This window comes from Nostoc commune NIES-4072 (assembly GCF_003113895.1).
Taxonomy (GTDB): Bacteria; Cyanobacteriota; Cyanobacteriia; order Cyanobacteriales; family Nostocaceae; genus Nostoc; species Nostoc commune.
On record NZ_BDUD01000001.1, the window covers coordinates 7017506 to 7035660 of the forward strand.

General features: G+C 41.8%; 11 protein-coding genes, 1 tRNA gene and 1 pseudogene. 5 read left to right on the forward strand and 8 right to left on the reverse strand.

Translation table 11 applies throughout. The annotated features are described in order from the left end of the window. The first annotated feature begins 359 nt into the window (after positions 1 to 359). Both CDC33_RS31590 and CDC33_RS31595 read left to right on the forward strand, forming a co-directional pair. Positions 360 to 1586 carry a vanadium-dependent haloperoxidase gene (locus CDC33_RS31590; protein ID WP_109012277.1) on the forward strand — a complete coding sequence of 409 codons (1227 nt, stop codon included), beginning with the start codon at positions 360 to 362 and terminating at the stop codon, positions 1584 to 1586. A 184-nt stretch (positions 1587 to 1770) separates the two neighbouring features. Beyond that, positions 1771 to 2664: a hypothetical protein gene (locus CDC33_RS31595; RefSeq protein ID WP_109012278.1), complete on the forward strand. Its 894-nt coding sequence runs from the start codon at positions 1771 to 1773 to the stop codon at positions 2662 to 2664. Positions 2665 to 2808: 144 nt separating this feature from the next. Here CDC33_RS31595 and CDC33_RS31600 read toward each other — a convergent pair whose 3' ends face one another. From CDC33_RS31600 to CDC33_RS31620, 5 genes and pseudogenes are all read right to left on the reverse strand, one after another. Then, positions 2809 to 8307, reverse strand: a complete 5499-nt coding sequence (locus tag CDC33_RS31600) for a trifunctional serine/threonine-protein kinase/ATP-binding protein/sensor histidine kinase (protein ID WP_109012279.1) — start codon at positions 8305 to 8307, stop codon at positions 2809 to 2811. A 365-nt stretch (positions 8308 to 8672) separates the two neighbouring features. After that, positions 8673 to 9556, reverse strand: a pseudogene (locus tag CDC33_RS31605) (DUF4058 family protein). Positions 9557 to 9678: 122 nt separating this feature from the next. Beyond that, positions 9679 to 11187 carry a UbiD family decarboxylase gene (locus CDC33_RS31610; protein WP_109012280.1) on the reverse strand — a complete coding sequence of 503 codons (1509 nt, stop codon included), beginning with the start codon at positions 11185 to 11187 and terminating at the stop codon, positions 9679 to 9681. A gap of 395 nt (positions 11188 to 11582) precedes the next feature. Further along, positions 11583 to 11702, reverse strand: coding sequence for a twin-arginine translocation signal domain-containing protein (locus tag CDC33_RS41755; RefSeq protein WP_369694401.1), 120 nt, complete (start codon positions 11700 to 11702; stop codon positions 11583 to 11585). A gap of 560 nt (positions 11703 to 12262) precedes the next feature. Beyond that, positions 12263 to 12994: an MBL fold metallo-hydrolase gene (locus CDC33_RS31620; protein ID WP_109012281.1), complete on the reverse strand. Its 732-nt coding sequence runs from the start codon at positions 12992 to 12994 to the stop codon at positions 12263 to 12265. Between the two features lie 192 nt (positions 12995 to 13186). On the opposite strand from CDC33_RS31620, the gene CDC33_RS31625 reads away from it, so the two are divergent. Further along, on the forward strand, positions 13187 to 14713 hold the full coding sequence (locus CDC33_RS31625) for a site-2 protease family protein (protein ID WP_109012769.1): 1527 nt from the start codon (positions 13187 to 13189) through the stop codon (positions 14711 to 14713). Between the two features lie 321 nt (positions 14714 to 15034). On the opposite strand, the gene CDC33_RS31630 is transcribed toward CDC33_RS31625, so the two are convergent. The 3 genes from CDC33_RS31630 to CDC33_RS31640 form a co-directional block, all read right to left on the reverse strand. Continuing rightward, complete coding sequence (locus CDC33_RS31630) at positions 15035 to 15601, reverse strand: phycobiliprotein lyase (protein WP_109012282.1); 567 nt, start codon at positions 15599 to 15601, stop codon at positions 15035 to 15037. A gap of 69 nt (positions 15602 to 15670) precedes the next feature. Then, on the reverse strand, positions 15671 to 16351 hold the full coding sequence (locus CDC33_RS31635) for a HEAT repeat domain-containing protein (RefSeq protein WP_109012283.1): 681 nt from the start codon (positions 16349 to 16351) through the stop codon (positions 15671 to 15673). 409 nt (positions 16352 to 16760) lie between these two features. Beyond that, positions 16761 to 16845 (reverse strand) — tRNA-Ser (locus tag CDC33_RS31640). A gap of 106 nt (positions 16846 to 16951) precedes the next feature. Between CDC33_RS31640 and CDC33_RS31645 the strand changes: the two genes are divergently transcribed. Continuing rightward, positions 16952 to 17320: a 2Fe-2S iron-sulfur cluster-binding protein gene (locus CDC33_RS31645; protein ID WP_109012284.1), complete on the forward strand. Its 369-nt coding sequence runs from the start codon at positions 16952 to 16954 to the stop codon at positions 17318 to 17320. 181 nt (positions 17321 to 17501) lie between these two features. Continuing rightward, positions 17502 to 18047: a thermonuclease family protein gene (locus CDC33_RS31650; RefSeq protein WP_109012770.1), complete on the forward strand. Its 546-nt coding sequence runs from the start codon at positions 17502 to 17504 to the stop codon at positions 18045 to 18047. The last annotated feature ends 108 nt before the right edge of the window (positions 18048 to 18155 follow it).

Here is an 18155-nt window from a genome sequence, read left to right on the forward strand (position 1 = left end):
AAGTGCTCAACTGATATATATTTTTCAGTTCTGTTTATGTTTAGGTTAGTGTATCCAACAAAGTTAAATAAATGTTGTATTTTGCTTTGTGATAGTCAAAGTCATCTTTATGCTGGGAAACCATCTAGCACAGGTCGGCGGAAATAAACCTACCATTTCATTACAGCCGAAAAGCCTATAATTAAAGACTTTTGATTTTTGACTTCCGCCTTGCGGTACTAGCCGCCTGTCTTCCTAAACTAGATACGCTTAATAATTACTTTACAAGTAGTCAAAGTGATCTTTGTTGAGAGCGATCGTTTTAGATTATTCTCCAGTATTTTGTAGAACACACTTAGTATTTAATACTACTAAAAATAATGAGAAATTCATTCTTTCTTAAGAGTGCATCTGCTATATCTCTGCTTGTTTTTACTGCCATTCCAGCAGCTCATGCTCAGGTTCCTAATCAGCCAGATAATGTACGCTTTAACCCTAAAGATACTTTCACGAATCCCCAGTTTCCAACAATCCTAGACGATTCGCAGATTGTTGCTCCTACTGCTCCCAACTGGGTGATCCCCCAGAATCCGGTGAGAAAATTTGACAAGTTTATCCTTCCTCCACCGCCCTCTAATACCTCTGCCCAAACCGCAGATGAACTAAGGGAATTGAACCAATTGGCAGCTACTCGTACCAATCCTAATACGATCAAAGTTATTAGTCGTTGGAATTTTGACCCACCTGCTTCAAACTACAACTACTATTTTGACCATTTAGTTCAACTTTATAAATACAGTCCACCCTTGGCAGCGCGTTGTAGCGCCATGCTGAACGAAGGCATCTATGCTGGGCTTTTAGCTGCCTGGTACAACAAATTCATGTACCTGCGTCCCCGCCCGGATCAAGTAACTAATTATACTTTTCAAGCTGCTAATCCCATAATGCCCACACCTTACCACCCGGCTTACCCCTCTGGTCACTCCACTTCTGCTGGTGTCTTTATGGCTGTGGGGCCGGCATGTTTTCCTGAAGAACCAGTAGAGAATTTCGTTGCCTTGGGTAGAGAAGCCTCCCTTTCCCGCAGACAAGGAGGTGTACACTACTACTCTGACTCAGTAGCTGGTGAAGCCTTGGGGTATACCATTGGTAGTGCAGTAGTGAGAGGTTATAGAGACGACGCTTCCCCACTCGGTGGCAATACTGCCGCTTCTGTGTATAGTCGTCCACCGTCGTTTAATTCTAATGGTACGGCGACTACTACCCTTGTACAAAAGAAAGCCACCATTACTGTAGGGCCACAATTGAGTTCAGACCCAGGTAATCCTGGCAAGCAGAGGATTATCTTGGCGCCCATAAGGCCGAACGGACAGTTTTCAAATGCTCCTGTGGTACAGAATTCACCTAATTCACTGTTCAATATCCCAGCAAGTAGTACAACACAGCTTGGCCCTGTTGCACCAACAACTGTTAACCCGACTGGAACAGGAAACAACGCCCCAGCTACTTTCTCTGATCCAAACCCAGCCCCTAGTTTCTTTATCATAAATGATTCTGGGCCTCTAGCTCCATTAAATCAGGTAGATTCTGCTCCCTCAAACAAATAAAATAAACTTCCCAAAGCATTGGTTTAGAAGTCCTTCAAAATTAGCTGTTGTGTATGTAAATTAAATACACAACAGTTTAAATCTGCTTCATGTATTTGAAGTGATTGGGCTTTGAGTCAGGGCCCTTTATTAATTACCAATATAGCGGTGCTTATCAAGGTGAACTACAGCTTTATTTACTATCATGCCATTACAAGAGTTTATTCCAGTGAAATTGCCTCTTCAGCTATGCGTTGTAGCATTTAGTCTTACAGCTACCGCTACACCCTTAATAGCTCAAACTCCTAACCCCAGACAGAATCAAGTTCACACTGAATCCCAAGGAGATAACAAACCTTCCTTTTTGCCGAAAATCCTTAGTGATATTAAGATTAAGCGTCAACCTCTGAAATCTAGCCTGTTATACGAAGGTATGACTCAAGCTGAGGTAGAAAAGGTAATGGGAAAACCAACTGATATTAAGGTGTTTTCCAATTCAGATTTGCACATTCAAATCCTGAATTATCGCCAAGAGCCAGTTATCACTAAAGTCTCAATAATTGATGGTTATTTATCAGGTATTGCTTGCGAAGTCAAAACCATAACTACTAATGATGTTCCTGCTTTTGCTCAGGGCATTAAAATTGGCATGAGTCGTCAAGAGGTTCTGAAATTAATGGGTGAGCCTTTGTCTGAGCAACGTAATGACATTTCTATTTACAAACTTGAGCGACTCACATACGCAAAAGATGGTCAACTACCAGTAAATATAATTCTCACAGATGGCCGGGTGGAGGCTATGAATGTCGGATTGGAAACTCCAGTCAAAATTCTGGGAGTAATATTGCCAGCAGAACCAGCCATGCCAAAAAGCGGGTCTGTCTCCCAACGTATCCGAGTTGGCATGAACCCGCAGCAGGTGATATCGATTTATGGTCAGCCTACTTTTCTACAACCTTCAGTGTTTAAGCAACAGAAGGTTGTAGACTTTGTGTACGCTACGCTCAATACAGATGCTTCTACTAGATTTACATTTATCGATGATGTGCTGACACGTTTCTCTTTTATTCCTCAAGCAAATTTATATCGTTCTAAGTAGTGTGGCGCGAGTAGCAAATTAATTACTCAATTGTTTGTAGTTGGGGCTTTGCTAAAGCACCAACTATGAACCGATGAAATTAATCCTGCTGCCTTAAAGCGCGTAACTTTCCATCATCAAAAGTTGCCAAGAACGTTAAAGACCTTAGACATCAGTAGCAAAGTTCTTGCTGATTTCCTGGTAAACTGGAATGCGGATTTGAAACTCCGCTCCCTCGCCGGGTTCTGAGGTGCAAGAGAGTGAACCACCATGTTTTTCAGTGACGATTTGGTAGCTAATTGACAAACCCATACCTGTGCCTTTGCCCACAGGTTTTGTAGTGAAGAAAGGATCAAATAGACGTTGCCGAACGGACTCTGGTATACCTAGACCATTGTCTGCAATCCGAATTTCGACTTGATGAGCATCAATTTGTTCAGTGTAAATAGTAATAGTTGGAGTTGTTATTTGTCCTTGATTGTCTGCTAATGACTCTTCTAAAGCATCGATCGCATTGCTCAACACATTCATAAACACTTGATTTAGCTGTCCTGCATAGCATTCCACTTGGGGCAAGTTGCCATAGTGTTTAATCAACTCGATACCGACACGATCTGACTTTGCTTTGAGGCGATGTTGCAGAATCATGATAGTACTGTCAATTCCCTCATGAATATTAACGGCTTTAATCTCGGCTTCGTCCATACGTGAAAAGGTTCGTAGGGAAGCGACAATTTGCCGAATTCGGTCTGCTCCAACCCGCATGGAAGACAGTAGCTTAGGCAGGTCTTCCAGCAGGAAATTTAAATCGATCGCCTCCGCTTCTTGCTGAATCTCTGGATGGGGAGATGGGTAATGTTTCTGGTAAAGTTCCAGCAATCCCAGCACATCTTGAGTGTAGCCGTTGGCATGAGTTAGGTTGCCAAAGATAAAATTGACTGGATTGTTGATTTCGTGGGCAACGCCAGCTACTAGTTGCCCTAAGCTTGACATTTTCTCAGTTTGCACAAGATGAGCCTGAGTTTGTTGCAATTTATGCAAAGATTTTTCGAGTTGCTCCGCTTTTTCTCGCTCTCGCCTTTCGGATGCTTGCAAAGCTTCATTATTAGCTTCGAGTTCTTGTGATTTTGCTTCCAGTTGTTCTGAGTAAGCTTGCAGATTGGTGTAGAGACGGGCGTTGTCGATCGCAATCGAAATTTGTGCTATCAACAAACTCAGCACATTTACCCGTTCTGGGGTAAACGCATCAGAAATGAGATTATTTTCCAGATAAAGAATACCAGTAAACTTGCCAGAGTGAATCAATGGTAAACACAAAATGGACTTAGATTGGTAAGTGGTGATATAAGCATCAGCAGCAAAACGAGAGTCTTTAACAGCATTACCTAAAACCAGATTCTTTCTGGTTCTTTCGACATAATTGAATAAGGCAACTGGGAGTAAGGGTGAATCAGTTTTATCTTCTGCGTTAACAACAACACTAACCTCCTTACCTACAACTATTCCCGTTGCTTCTAGCATCCATTTATTCTTGTGTTTAGCAATAAAGTAACCTTGTTGAGCGCCAGCATTTTCGATGACATTTTTCAGCAATTTTTCGAGCAAGCGACTCAGCACCATTTCTTCTGACAAGACTTGTGAAGCTTTCATCACCGTGATCAAGTCGAGAATTTGACCGCCTGCGGTAGTCGTAGAGCTTGTTTGAATAGTTTGCAGGTAATTCGTTTCTAGTTTTTCTGTATTTGATTGCACAATCAATTGGGGATAGCGTGCTTCTAAATCTTTGACTTTAGCGATCGCTCCCCAATTGCCATAGGCGTAGTAAGCATTTGTCATGTAGGTGCGGGCGATCGCTTCTTTACCCCATGACAAATAGAATTTGGCAGCGAGTTCGTGAGCAAGTGCTTCTTCGTTGATGTACTCGTTTTCTTTGGCAAGTGCGATCGCGCGATCGTACATCTCGATGGCTTCGATTTTTTCCCCTGAAACACGATGCCGTTCTGCCTCTACTAGATAAAATTTGTGTAAATGATTTATCGGGGCATGATGCGCCCATTTTTGCATTTTTTCTTGATTAGCTTGGACGCGATCGAGAATCGCCTTTTGCTCTGACTCTTGGCGATCGAAATACACTGCTAGCTGTACTAAAGAATCGTAAAAATGGAATAGAGGAACAACAGGCAATCCTATCACTGCGTCCAAATATTTCTCTGCTATAACAGTATTTTCAATCGCTTCTGAGTAATTTTCAAACCAGTAACTAAGTAAAAGTTTGTTCCAATATATGTAGGCAACTCCCAATCTGTCGTTCGCTTGCTCGTGCAATTGAAACCCAATCTGCTCATCGCAGGCTTCACCCTTTAGAAGGCAGGGATTTTCACTTTTTCCGAGCAGATTTAATGTAGCCTGCCGATAGGTTTCTAGATAATGAAGCGGTGTTTCTTGCTTGATTTTATGAATAGCATCTCTATTGATTGCCATCTCTTTTTCAAGGACAGTCAGTTCTTTGCCGCTAAAGTAAGCGAGATAAGAGTACATTAGTAGACCATAAGCAGCAAATTCTAAATCACCTGTCTCTAGTCCGCTAGAGTAAACTGACACAAAAGGTTCTAAGGTTTCTCTCAGATGATCTTTCCAAGGTCGGATAAATGTATTTACTATCAGGAGTGTCTTGGCTTTGATTTCTTGAGCATTTAACTTTGACACTAGAGTTAAAGCCAATTGACCAAACTGATAACCTGAATCAATATCTCCTACAACTCCGCAAAGAAGAAGACCATAATTGGCATAAGCAAAGGGAGAGACAGAAGCATTACCATATTGAACGGATAAATTTACTTGTTTGCACACCGTCAATGGAACCAGTGCTGGCGCAGCCATGTATGCAGGAGCAAAGATACTTGACATCAGCCTCATGGCTGCTAATTTATAGCGATCGCTCATTTGAGACAGGTCAATTAAATCCTCAATTCGCTTTCCACTCAAAATTGCCGCAGTTTCCCCTAATGCCTGCCCAATATCTGATGGGTTAGGCTCTTGGGGAAACTCCACCCCTAAGAGCTTTAAAACTTTTAGTCCCGTATTAACTGCTTCTAGCAGCCTGTTTTGCCCTATGTAAGCTTGGATCTGGACTTCATAGACATTCACTTTGTCCAGCAGCGTTTTGGCGCAGTTTTGTACTATCTCGACGAACCTCTGCATTCCTTCAAAATCACCGTTCAAAAAAGCTGCTTCTGCTGCTTCCTCATGCAGTGCTAATGTTAGGTCATACTGAGTGTGCCAACTATCTTCTGCTAACAATCCTAAACCAACTTGCAAATATTTAACGGCAGAATCGTGTGCTGTAGCTGCTTTCGCTCTTTTACCTGCAATTAAATTGAGTTCAGCAAATTCATATTTTTCTGTTTCAAATATCAGTAAATCAGCACCGTAATTGAGTTGATTAACTAAAGCAAATATATTTTCTTTGCGTTCTTCTGATGTAGTATTTAGCAGCAGTAATTGACCAATTTTTAGATGTGTTGCTTTCTTCTGCTCATCGGGAATTAGAGAATACGCTGCTTGCTGCACTCGGTCATGTAAAAATTTGTAATCAACCTTGACATCAGTTAAGGTAACGCTGCCTGAATTCTCCTGATTAAATGCTAAGGGAATTTTGTAATCCTGATTTAATGGCAGAATTAACCCAGCTTGCAGGGCTGACCACAATTGCGCCGCAGTCGTTAAAGAAGATGCTTCGTTAACGATCGCTAATACATCCAGATTGAACGTGTTGCCAATACAAGCAGCTAGTTTAAGTACTTCTTGCGTTTCTAGAGACAGTTTACGAATATTTCTCGCCGTCAGTTCAACTACATTTAGGTCAGTAAGACCGATCGCTTGAATATGTTGGATATTCCACTGCCATACTCCTGAATGGAACTCATACGTTAACAAGTCTTCTTGATGTAGAGTTTTCAGCAGTTGTGTTAAGAAGAAAGGGTTTCCTCCAGTTTTGTGGAATAGTAATTCTGCTAGTGGCTTGCTGGCTTCTGTGTCATTCAACGTATCGCTAATTAACGTTTCCACATCCGTTAACTGCAATGGTGACAAGACGATGTTATCTACCACTGCACCAGAAGATTGAATCTTGTCCAAACTCATCATAAGCGGATGGGTGGGCGATACTTCATTATCCCGATACGCGCCGACTAACAATAAATATTTGCGCTCGCTATCTGTCATCAATAGCTCAATTAAGTTCAGCGATGCCGAATCTGCCCACTGCAAATCATCGAGAAACACAACCAAAGGATGGTCTTGGCTTGTGAATACGCCAATGAATTGCCCAAAAACGCGATTGAAACGATTTTGAGATTCAGCCGTACCCAGTTGTGTTACGGGTGGCACAGTTCCAATAATTAGTTCGACTTCGGGAATCACATCAATAATGACTTGCCCATTCTCTGCTAATGCAGTTAGAAGTTTCTCTTTCCAAATTTGGATTTGAGCTTCGCTTTCGGTAAGTAATTGCCCAATCAAGGATTGGAATGCTTGAATCAAGGATGCATAAGGAATATTGCGCTTGAACTGGTCAAACTTGCCTGCAATGAAATAACCCCTTGCTCCCACAATCGGTTTATGAACTTCATTGACAACACTCGTCTTTCCAATTCCTGAATAACCAGAGACGAGCATGAGTTCGCTGCTACCACCTGCCACACGCTTAAATGCAGCCATCAATGTTGCTACTTCTGCTTCGCGTCCGTATAGCTTTTGCGGAATCAAAAAATGCCCAGATTTGTCCTGTCTTCCCGGTACAAAGTTTTCAATCTTTCCAGTCGTTTGAAGTTGAAACAAACATTCCTCTAAATCCGCTTTCAGTCCCCAGGCGCTTTGATACCGCTCCTCTGCTGTTTTCGCTAATAATTTAAAAATAACTGCACTAATCGCTTCTGGCACATCTTCCAAAACGCGACACACGGTTTCGCTACAAGGTGCGGGTGGTGTTTTGGCAATGTGAGAGTGAATTAACTCCATCGGGTCAACAGCTTGAAAGGGCAAAATACCCGTCAGCATTTCATATAAAGTCACACCCAGCGAATAAAAGTCGGTGCGATAGTCAACCGCCCGATTCATTCTGCCGGTCTGCTCAGGTGACATATACGCAAGCGTACCTTCGAGCAAATTAGGATTGCTCAAGGTGGGATTTTCTTTATCAAGGCGCGAGGAGATACTGAAGTCAATTAGTTTGGCTTCCCCAGAATCGGGGTCAATTAAAATATTGTGCGGTTTAATATCTTTATGAATAATCTGTTGGGCGTGCAGTTCTCCTAAAATTTGTGCTAGGTTAATCCCCACCTTGAGGAAAGTAATTAAGGTGGTTGTTTGAGTTGCAATCAGTTCTTGGAGCAAGCAACCTGGAATATCTTCCAAAACCAAAGCCAGTCCATGCTGATAATTCTTTAACTCATAGGCTTTAACAATGCCAGGAATTTGCAGAGGCTCAATAATTTGATATTCGTGGCGCAGTCGAGCTATGTCTTCTAAGAGTGGATGTTCGCACAGGAGAGTTTTGACAATGACAGAGACGTTATCGGTTTCTCGCCGTCCCCGATAAATGACAGTTTTACTACCAGAGTGAAGAGTTTCGAGGAGTTGATAACCAGATAAAGTAGCTGTCATTGTTTTTTATTCTTGCAATATTAAGCATACTTACTATGCCCATCCAAGTTTAGCGTTGTAACATTTGTGACAAAACTCAGTATAGTTTTACGATATGTTACAAAGATAACTCTTAAGTGAGATTGTCTTGGGGATGTTGGTTGATTGACAGTATAGACATTTTGGTTTTCCACCCTAGCGAATTTGCTCAAGTAGAGTAAGGCATTCTTTGTGATTTCGTGACATGGTTATTCTCAGAACTCTGAGAATAACCATGTCAAAAATTACTCTTTAATTTTCTAGCAATATGTATCAATCGTTAAGGAAAAACTTAAGGTAATATTGCGATCGCATAAGTATATGCTTAGAATTCACAGTATTTTGAGTTACCGTAAACCCTTATGCTGCAACAGTGCATCTGCCCAAGCTGCATCTGCTTCTGATAACGCTGGTACTGGTTGTTGACTATAATCTACTACCAAATCATAGCCGTAGATATCATATACCTCATTTAACAATGTCTGCAAATCTATAACTGGTTCCGTATCTCCAGAACGCAAAGGCAGGGGAAAAGCTGGAATTATATCTGGTAAATTAAAAGCATATAAGTCAGCATAAGGACGGCGATCGCCACGACAAACTAAAAGTCTATAATGACTCTGAATATCATTACCCATCATTGGCATGGGGTCGCCTTTACGTAATAAATCAATTTCAACTAAATTAGTGCGACTAGCTAATACTTGTGCGCGTTTTTCCTCATAAATCTGCCGTCCTTTTCCTATACGTTTATTCGTAGGAGATAAAATTTCAATAGTAGTAATTAATATCTCTGTCTCTACTTCTCGTACTTCTAAATATCCTTCCCTAATACTCACTGGCATTGGAATTTTGACTTTTATAGGTTCAGATGTCGGTGCGGCAACTACTACATTTGTAATCGTGGAGTCAGTTAGAGTCTGGCGATTTTTGACTATTATAGGACTTACGCACACTCTACGAATTCTCGGCGCTCTTGGCGTCTTGGCGGTTCGAGAAATTAAGCTTTTTAGCAATTTTTGCGTAAGTCCTATATTACATCAGGAATACCAACAAGCAAGGAATTCTCGTCAGTTGTTTCATACATCCGCACTTCTACCGCAACTCGATATTTAGGGCGCAGTTGTGGAGATAAAAATCTGGCAATTTCACTAATGAGTAAATGATGTAATCCTGGAAATAATTCAGGATGTTCTAAATAAGGGTTCATTCCAGGAAATATAGAAGGCATTGATTTAACTCCTATTTTTAACCCAATCCTTTTTCCCGTAATGTGGTGTTCCACCAATAATTACGAACTAGTAATTAGTTCAAAACAGCAGTTATCTAATAACTGCTGTGATGAATAGCATACTACTTCATATCGTAACCAAACAAATTTGGGTCTACTTCTCCTAACTGCAACTCTGCTAAACCATACTCCGCCCATCGCCTTTCTACCATCGCCGCCACATCTGGATCAGATTCCAAAGGCGAACCCCATTCATGGTCTGTTTCCGGCGGAATCTTTGTAGTCGCATCAATTCCCATGCGTCCACCTAAGCCAATCTTTTCACTGGCAAAATCCAAGGTATCAAAAGGTGTATTTGGCAGAATGAAGACATCCCGCACTGGATCAACTTTAGAACTAATTGCCCACACAACTTGACGCGGATCGCGAATATTTATGTCTTTATCTACAACAATTACAAATTTGGTGTATGTAAATTGTGGTAAAGCACTCCAAAATGCTAAAGCTGCCCGTCGCGCTTGTCCCGGATATGCTTTATCAATGGAAATAATCGCCGCTTTGTAACTCAAAGCTTCCATTGGTAGGAAGAAATCGACGATTTCTGATACTTGTTGCCGCAGAATAGGCGTATAAATACGATTTAGTGCGATCGCCATCATCGCTTCTTCTTTAGGTGGACGACCGCTAAATGTTGTTAAGTAAATCGGATTTTTCCGGTGCGTCATACACTCAAAGCGGATTAACGGCGAATCCTCTACACCGCCGTAATAACCCATGTGGTCGCCAAAAGGCCCATCCGGTAAAACTTCTCCTGGTGTAATCGTCCCTTCCAAAACAAATTCTGAATCTGCGGGAACTTCCAAATCTACAGTTTTGCACTTCGCCAACTGCACACCAGAACCGCCGTAAAGTCCAGCAAACAGCCATTCTGATAAATCTACAGGGATGGGTGTAGCTGCTGCCATGATAATTAGAGGATCTACACCAAGTGCGATCGCAACTTCTAATTTCTTCCCACGTTCGGCCGCTTTTCGCAAATGCCTGGCCCCACCCCGCACCGATAACCAGTGAACCGTCATCGTATTCTTGGATTGCAGTTGCAAGCGATACACACCTACATTTGGAGTACCCGTCTCACAATCTTTGGTAATTACTAGTCCTAACGTGATAATCTTGCCAGCATCACCAATATAAGGACGTATCAGGGGCAACTTGTTTAAATCTAAATCATTACCTTGAAGTACAACTTGCTGACAAGCAGGAAAAAAGTCACGCCCTGGTTTTGCTTTCAGCACATCAAACAGCACTTTCCCAAAATCTATCGCTTGGGAAATCTTCTTCGGCGGTTTTGGCTGTTGCAGCATACTTAGTTTTTTCCCCAGAGTTTCCAACTCCTCTGGATGCTGCATATTCATCGCCCAGCAAATCCTTTCCACAGTTCCCATCAAATTCACCGCCACCGGGAAAGAAGCGCCTTTGACATTTTCAAACAACAATCCTGGGCCACCTTTTTGTAGCATCCGGTTGGAAATCTCAGCAATTTCTAAATCTGGGTCAACTAAAGCTGAAATTCGCCGTAATTGTCCCTTATCTTCCAAAATTTTAATGAATCCCCGCAAGTCTCTTGCCATTGTTCTAATAAAGCTGATTATTTAAGAAGTGTGAAGCGCTTTCTTATATTATGGGGCATTAGGTATTGGGCATTCAAAAGAGGACTTGGGGACAAGGGGAAACACTTGTTGCAAATTTTGATTTAAGTCCCCTTGTCCGCTTGTCTCCTCTGCTCACTCATCTCCCCATTTGGGGAATTGTTGGTTTAATTAGAAATTAACCTATTTAGTAACTTTTCTTAACTGTGTTTTCCAAAGTATTTAGTTATTGTATCTAGGGATATGCAATTATTTTTTATAAATAAGCGCTAACCTAATCAAACATGGCCAGAATATACTATACCTTCCTGGCGGGTGGCCTTGTTATATGGCCCCTGCCGGATTTATTTGTTACAAACTACGACTGTGCTTTGCTTTTAAATTTTTCTAAATTCTGTATTCCAAAAACTATCACCAAAAGCAGTAGCTGCAATACCTACTAAACTGGCAAATTTTAAGAAATCACGTCGTCCTAGAAATCCATTAATTCGACTCATCAATCTACCAGAAAACAAAGCTGTTCTCAGGAAGATATCAGACTTAAGCAAGATGCAACAGTACCTTTTTACACGATTTAAGAGTCATTTAATCTTCAGATAGCATCGTAATTTAGCACTTAAGTATGTAGGCATAACTAAACATACAATAAAATTATAGTTCGTAGTAAGTGATTAATCACTCATAGCAAGTTTTATTAGGACTCAAGTATTTACTACAAATCTTCAATTATTCACCCCTATGTATATATTTTCTGTGTTCTTTAGGAATACTTAGGGACTTCCAGAAAATAAATTATCCAATTTACTCAGATCATATTTTTCTTTCTCCCCCAGCAAGAACTGCTCCCTGCCCCCCTGCCTACACCACGATAGGATATTTTTTTAGTTGGAAGTCCCTTAACGAACTTTGGGGGTTTAAGTCCCCAGCAAGATAGGCAGCACGTTTTGTGACGGGGATTTAGACCCCGACACAAAACGTAATTGCGAATTGCGTTAGCGGAGCGGGGCGTTAGCCCATTGCGAATTGCGAATTGGTTTAACTCTCTATGCCCAATGCTTCAAAAAGGCTGTATCCGCAGCAAAGCTGATAAATCTAGAGAGGCGAGGTGTTGATAAGCTTGATCAATAACGCGCTTGCCTCTGAGAAAGCCTGTATTAGCACCGGGACAAATGTAGCGGAGAGTTTCTGGTGTAAAATTTTCTAACAAGAATCGAAGACTCTGAATTTGCCTGGGCCAGTGAAAGGTTTTGGCTGTCCGTAATGGTACTGGTTCACCGTGCTGGTTAGGGAGTAAATGACGACCAGAAAATAATATACCTCCACGTTCGCTGTAGTAGAAGCAAGATGAACCGGGAGAATGACCTGGTGTCCAAATTGCTTGGGCTGCGGCATCAAGCGTAAATTCCTGGCTAAAGGTAGTTAAGGTTAAGCCTGGTAACAAATAAGCTTCTTGCTCTTGAATCAAAACCTCGCAGCTAAAGATTTGCTGAAATTCAGCAGTCTTGCCAATTGCGCCTCGATGGGTAATAAATAACCAACGCACGCCTCCATGCGATCGCAAAAAATCTTGATTTGTTTGGTCTAGGGCAGGGCAGTCTATCAGGATATTGCCTTCATTTCTTACAATAAGATAAGAGGTTCCTCCTAATGTGTCCCGATTGGGTGGAAAAGCAAAAATGCTCTCTTGTGCGAAGTTCGATTGTAGAGAACCTGCGCTAGGAACTTCGTTAGGGAAGACAGCCCGTGGTGGCTTAGTTGTATGACTTGGCACTTGAGGTAAAGGGCACATGATAAAAGAGCCGAAACTGAGGAGTTGTAGACAATCTGGTGACAGTGTGGAAATTCTAAAGAATTGAAACTTGAGCGTTAACCAGCACTGTTAACCGTTTGAAAAAAATTGGGATTTGAGGTCTGCCTTGTAGTTAATGCTATGGTGCTGAAGCTACTGGTGAGACGTTTTGTCAAAATTACTGAAGATAATATGGCATTTTGGTTTCTATTTATCCTCCTACTGGGGCTAGCTACTTATCTAATGGTGCAGCACAGCGTCGCTCAGATCACCCGGACGCCAGTATGGTTATTGTGGCTGGTTTTAATGGCACCAGCATTACTGTTGAGTGGATGGACGCTGGTGTATGGGCCGAAACAACCTCCACCGCCAGCGCTGATTCTTTGGTCGATATTTGTCTCCACAGTGTTGTACTGGACATTGTTTCAATGGGGACGTCGATCGCCAAGAGATACACAGGCCCAAACCCAACCCCAAGCCTCAGAATCACCCCCGACTATCCAGCCTATTACAGAACCAATAGTGCGTCCCATTGAGCCAACAGAAGAAACTCAACTACGAAATTGTTTTCCTTGGTCTGTATACTACGTTCAAAATATTGAGTATCGGCCACAAGCTGTGATTTGCCGTGGTCAGTTGCGAACTAAAGCTAACAACGCCTATCAGCAGATTAAAACTAATATTGAAGCACAATTTGGCGATCGCTTCTTGCTGATCTTTCAAGAAGGTTTAAATGACAAACCTTTCTTTGTGCTGGTTCCCAACACTCAAGCTGCTAAAGAGAGAAATAATACAACACCACGACGCGAACAGGAACGCTTAACTCGACCAGGATTAGCACTTTTACTGCTAGCAGCTACTTTGGTAACTACTACCTTGGTGGGAGTAGAAATTGCTGGTGTTTCTCTACCGCCTCTATGGGAAGCCGGTTCTTTGTTCAAAGTTCTATCTAACCCAGATGTTCTATTCAAGGGATTACCCTATGCTTTAGGGTTAATGACTATTTTGGGTATTCACGAACTTGGGCATTATTTAACAGCTAGATTCTACAAGATTCGCTCAACTTTGCCTTACTTTATTCCCATACCCTTCTTCTTGGGAACTTTCGGTGCATTTATTCAGATGCGTAGTCCTATTCCTAACCGCAAAGCTTTATTTGACATTAGTATCGCTGGGCCAATTGCAGGCTTTGTGGTGACTGTCCCATTACTAATATGGGGTTTGGCTCATTCTGATGTGGTTTCCATCACTGAAAAAACCCGACTTTTAAATCCTGATGCCCTTAATCCCAAGTATTCCATTTTACTAGCACTACTCTCGAAGTTAGCCTTGGGTAGTCAGTTAACGGCAAAATCAGCCCTTGATTTGCATCCAGTTGCAGTAGCTGGTTTTTTGGGACTAATTGTTACAGCCTTAAATTTAATGCCTGTGGGACAGCTAGATGGAGGTCACATTGTCCATGCAATGTTCGGACAACGAACTGCGATGGTAATTGGTCAAATTGCTCGTGTGTTATTGCTATTACTGGCTTTAGTCAGAGAAGAATTTTTGGTGTGGGCAATTATCTTATTATTTATGCCATTGATTGATGAGCCTGCACTGAATGATGTCACTGAATTGGATAACCAACGTGACGTTTGGGGATTACTGGCAATGGCATTGCTGATTGTAATTATTTTGCCACTACCGCAGGCGATCGCTAACTTTTTGCAAATTTAAAAAGTTTCAACGCCAAGAGAAATATATCTAAGTTTTTCTTCACTATGGAATCAACCACAGTTTGCAATACTGCTCGGTTAAGGATTTTTAACTCAGAATCAGGTTTGGGGAAAAGGGTAAAGGGTAAGGGTTAAAGGTTTTTTCTTTCCCTTTCCCCTTTTCCCCTTAACCGACAAGTATTGCCACAGTTTGGTATTTTGTTATTTGCACTTCTTCTAATATAAAAAGGTGCGTTATAGACATTAGTCCTAACGCACTGAAATAACGCAGTAAAAATTTAGGATGGTGCGTAAGAGGGCGGCATAACACAGCCTACAAAACCTAACTCGATACTGAATTAGCCGCTTCTGAAGCCTTCGCAGCTGGTGGAAAACCACCCATGCGAATCTCAGAAGTAAAAGAAGCGATACTAAATCCATCAGAACTCTTGAGGACATTTACCCGCATTCGTAAATTGGGGCTAGCAAACCACAGACGCTCCTCTAACGACATGGTTTCATCCTCTATAGTTAGAATTAAAGCACCATCACTGTCAAATTTATAGTGTCCAGCAACTGGAGTTTTATCGGTATCAACTATTTCCCGCAGTAACTTACCTTCAGCTGGATTATCTGCATCAGTTACAGAAACTAACACAGTTGAACCACTGTGTTTTGTTTTATCTTTTTCTATTGTGCCGTTCCAGGTAATTTTGGCAGCACAAGAAGCGGAACTAGGATTAATTTCGTACTGTTGACATAGTTTGATCACTTTTGGATCATCTAGTGCCAGCGTCTCAATGATGATGTCTGACTTACTCTCTTCAGATTCTTTAAAAGCTAAATGTTGACTTGTACGATGAGAAAACCATTTACCAGTACTTAACTGAAAAAACTCTTCAATATTCATGAACAAAATTACCCTGCATCAAAATGCTAAAATTCTCACTTAATTATTAAAAGGTAGCAGGATTTAATATTAAGCTTGATTGCCTATTCCCTCAAGCTTCTTGAGTCCAATCCTGGCTGCCTCGGCAACGTTGAAATGATTGTCTTTTTCTAAGTATTTTAAAGCTGAAACACTCTTGGGAGTAGGAAGATTACCCAAAGCTTCTGCCAAACGCTGCCTTACTAACCAATCATCTGATTGTGCGAAGCGCAGGATCTGATCGACTGACTCAATATCTTGAATTTCTCCCAGTGCAGAGATTGCTGCTTGTTGCAACACTACTTCTTTGCTATCCAATGCCTGAATAAGTATTTGATGGGCACGAGGATCTTTAATGTTACCTAAAGAAACGGCTGCACTAAAGCGTACTAGCCAATCAGTATCTTCATAAAATGCCCGTGAAAGTACTTCAAAGGCTCTGGCATCACCTAAATATCCTAAAGCACCAGCAGCATCAGCACGCATACCATAATCGGGGTCATTTTCGAGAATTCTGACCAAAATTGAATAACACTCTGGTGTTGGCTTGATTCCAAGGGCAAAAATTGCCATAGATCGCAGTTGCAAAGATTCGTCATCTAGTACCTTTTTAATTAAAGGAACTGCATCCTCAGGAGACGCATGACGCAGATTGGCTAGGGCTACCATGCGATCGCGTAAATTCGGACTTTCTAACTGAGTAGAAATTTCTTGTAAGCTTAGAGCTGCCATTTAGTTCAAAGCGTTTTATTTACTTATATTAATTTACCTGATCCGTTCATCAGGCTGTCGCCATCGTGAAGTAGGAGTTTGGCCACTTTACAAAATGGCTCAATTATGAGTGAAAAATAAACAAATGTTACAAGAGGAAACCGAGGTTAGCAGAAAAGAAGTATTAATGAAAACTTTAGTTGTGGGTATAAAGTTTATTAGTATAAAATGTTAAATTTTTCCCTCAAACGCCACTTACTTATCCCTTCGAACTAGCCGCGAACAGGTTGGGAAAACCGCAAGGGCATAGTGGCTCTCCAACCAACGCAACTTTCAGTTTTCAGCCTTAACTAAACCATATTGCTTTTTAAAGAACCTGACTATTTGTAGAAATCTGGTTCAAACTATATATTTAAACTAGCTTCGAGAACGGAGAGGGGGGGATTCGAACCCCCGTTAAGTTTCCCTAAACAGACTTTCCAGGTCTGCGCCTTAAACCACTCGGCCACCTCTCCAGGTGCCACAAGTTACGATTATACTATAGAATCCCAGAAAATGCAAAGATAAAGAAAGATATTTTAGATTGAATCTGAAAGTCCCAATTCCAAAACGCAAATCCAGATGTCCCGTACATATACAATTAGAGTTCGCGATCGCGCCACTGGCCAAACCCACACCCTGCAAGTCCCAGAAGACCGCTACATCCTGCACTCTGGCGAAAAACAAGGGGTAGAACTGCCGTTTTCCTGCCGTAACGGGGCTTGTACCACTTGTGCGGTGAGAGTTTTATCGGGAGAAATTTACCAACCGGAGGCGATCGGATTGTCGCCAGATTTACGTCGGCAAGGTTACGCCTTGTTATGTGTGAGTTACCCCCGTTCTGACTTGGAGGTAGAGACACAAGACGAAGATGAAGTCTACGAACTCCAGTTTGGTCGGTATTTTGCTAGGGGGAAAGTTAAAGCAGGTTTACCCTTAGATGAGGAATAAACAATTGAATAAGGCAGGAGGTTTTGCTCATCAACCGCACCTGAGAAAGAGTCACTTGAAGAAGTTGGGGATTCAAACTAAAGTTATTTCTAGTTGCAGCACGAGGCAAAAGAGATTATTCCTCCTGCATCCTTTATTCAAAATCACTGATCGTGCAGCAGCGAACATAGGCGAAATTTTAATGCCTATGCATCTTAGTAATTGGGTGCGAAAAATAGCGATTTTGGCTTGCTTGTTGCTCTTGGTAAGTTGCCAAGGTAAAAACCAACTGCCAAACAATGAGGCTCAGGTAAAAGTAGCGCGGGTAGTTAGTGGGCAAAGTTTGGAAGTGGTAGGCATGGCTGAACAACCAAATTTAATTTCCCAAGTGCGCTTAGTTGGCATTGATGCACCAGATTTGCGACAGCGACCTTGGGGGGACGCAGCAAAAGAACAGTTAGAAAATCTAATTGGAGGTGCAGAACAATCGGTAACGCTGGAGTTTGATTTAGAAACAAAAGACAAAATCGGACGAACTCTAGCTTATGTATGGAAAAATAAGGTGTTGTTGAATGAGGAATTAGTGAAACAAGGGAATGCAATGTTTGTTGAGCGATCGCCTAATCACAAATATGACCAGCGTTTAGAACGCGCCCAACAATGGGCTAGACTTATGGGCCAAGGAATCTGGAACCCAGAAAAACCGATGCACCTTACTCCTGCTGAGTTTCGCCGTCAAAATCTTTGAAAAGTGGGGAGTGGGGAGTGGGGAGTGGGGAGTGGGGAATGGGGGATGAGGGAGCAGGGGAGGCAGGGGAAGAAAACGAATGACAAATGACAAATGACAAATGACCAA

Coding starts and splice junctions, on each gene's coding strand:
- CDC33_RS31645 (WP_109012284.1), top strand. CDS start 16,952: ATGTCCCGTACATATACAATTAGAGTTCGCGATCGCGCCACTGGCCAA.
- CDC33_RS31650 (WP_109012770.1), top strand. CDS start 17,502: ATGCCTATGCATCTTAGTAATTGGGTGCGAAAAATAGCGATTTTGGCT.
- CDC33_RS41755 (WP_369694401.1), bottom strand. CDS start 11,702: ATGAGTCGAATTAATGGATTTCTAGGACGACGTGATTTCTTAAAATTT.
- CDC33_RS31590 (WP_109012277.1), top strand. CDS start 360: ATGAGAAATTCATTCTTTCTTAAGAGTGCATCTGCTATATCTCTGCTT.
- CDC33_RS31595 (WP_109012278.1), top strand. CDS start 1,771: ATGCCATTACAAGAGTTTATTCCAGTGAAATTGCCTCTTCAGCTATGC.
- CDC33_RS31610 (WP_109012280.1), bottom strand. CDS start 11,187: ATGGCAAGAGACTTGCGGGGATTCATTAAAATTTTGGAAGATAAGGGA.
- CDC33_RS31630 (WP_109012282.1), bottom strand. CDS start 15,601: ATGAATATTGAAGAGTTTTTTCAGTTAAGTACTGGTAAATGGTTTTCT.
- CDC33_RS31620 (WP_109012281.1), bottom strand. CDS start 12,994: ATGTGCCCTTTACCTCAAGTGCCAAGTCATACAACTAAGCCACCACGG.
- CDC33_RS31635 (WP_109012283.1), bottom strand. CDS start 16,351: ATGGCAGCTCTAAGCTTACAAGAAATTTCTACTCAGTTAGAAAGTCCG.
- CDC33_RS31625 (WP_109012769.1), top strand. CDS start 13,187: ATGGCATTTTGGTTTCTATTTATCCTCCTACTGGGGCTAGCTACTTAT.
- CDC33_RS31600 (WP_109012279.1), bottom strand. CDS start 8,307: ATGACAGCTACTTTATCTGGTTATCAACTCCTCGAAACTCTTCACTCT.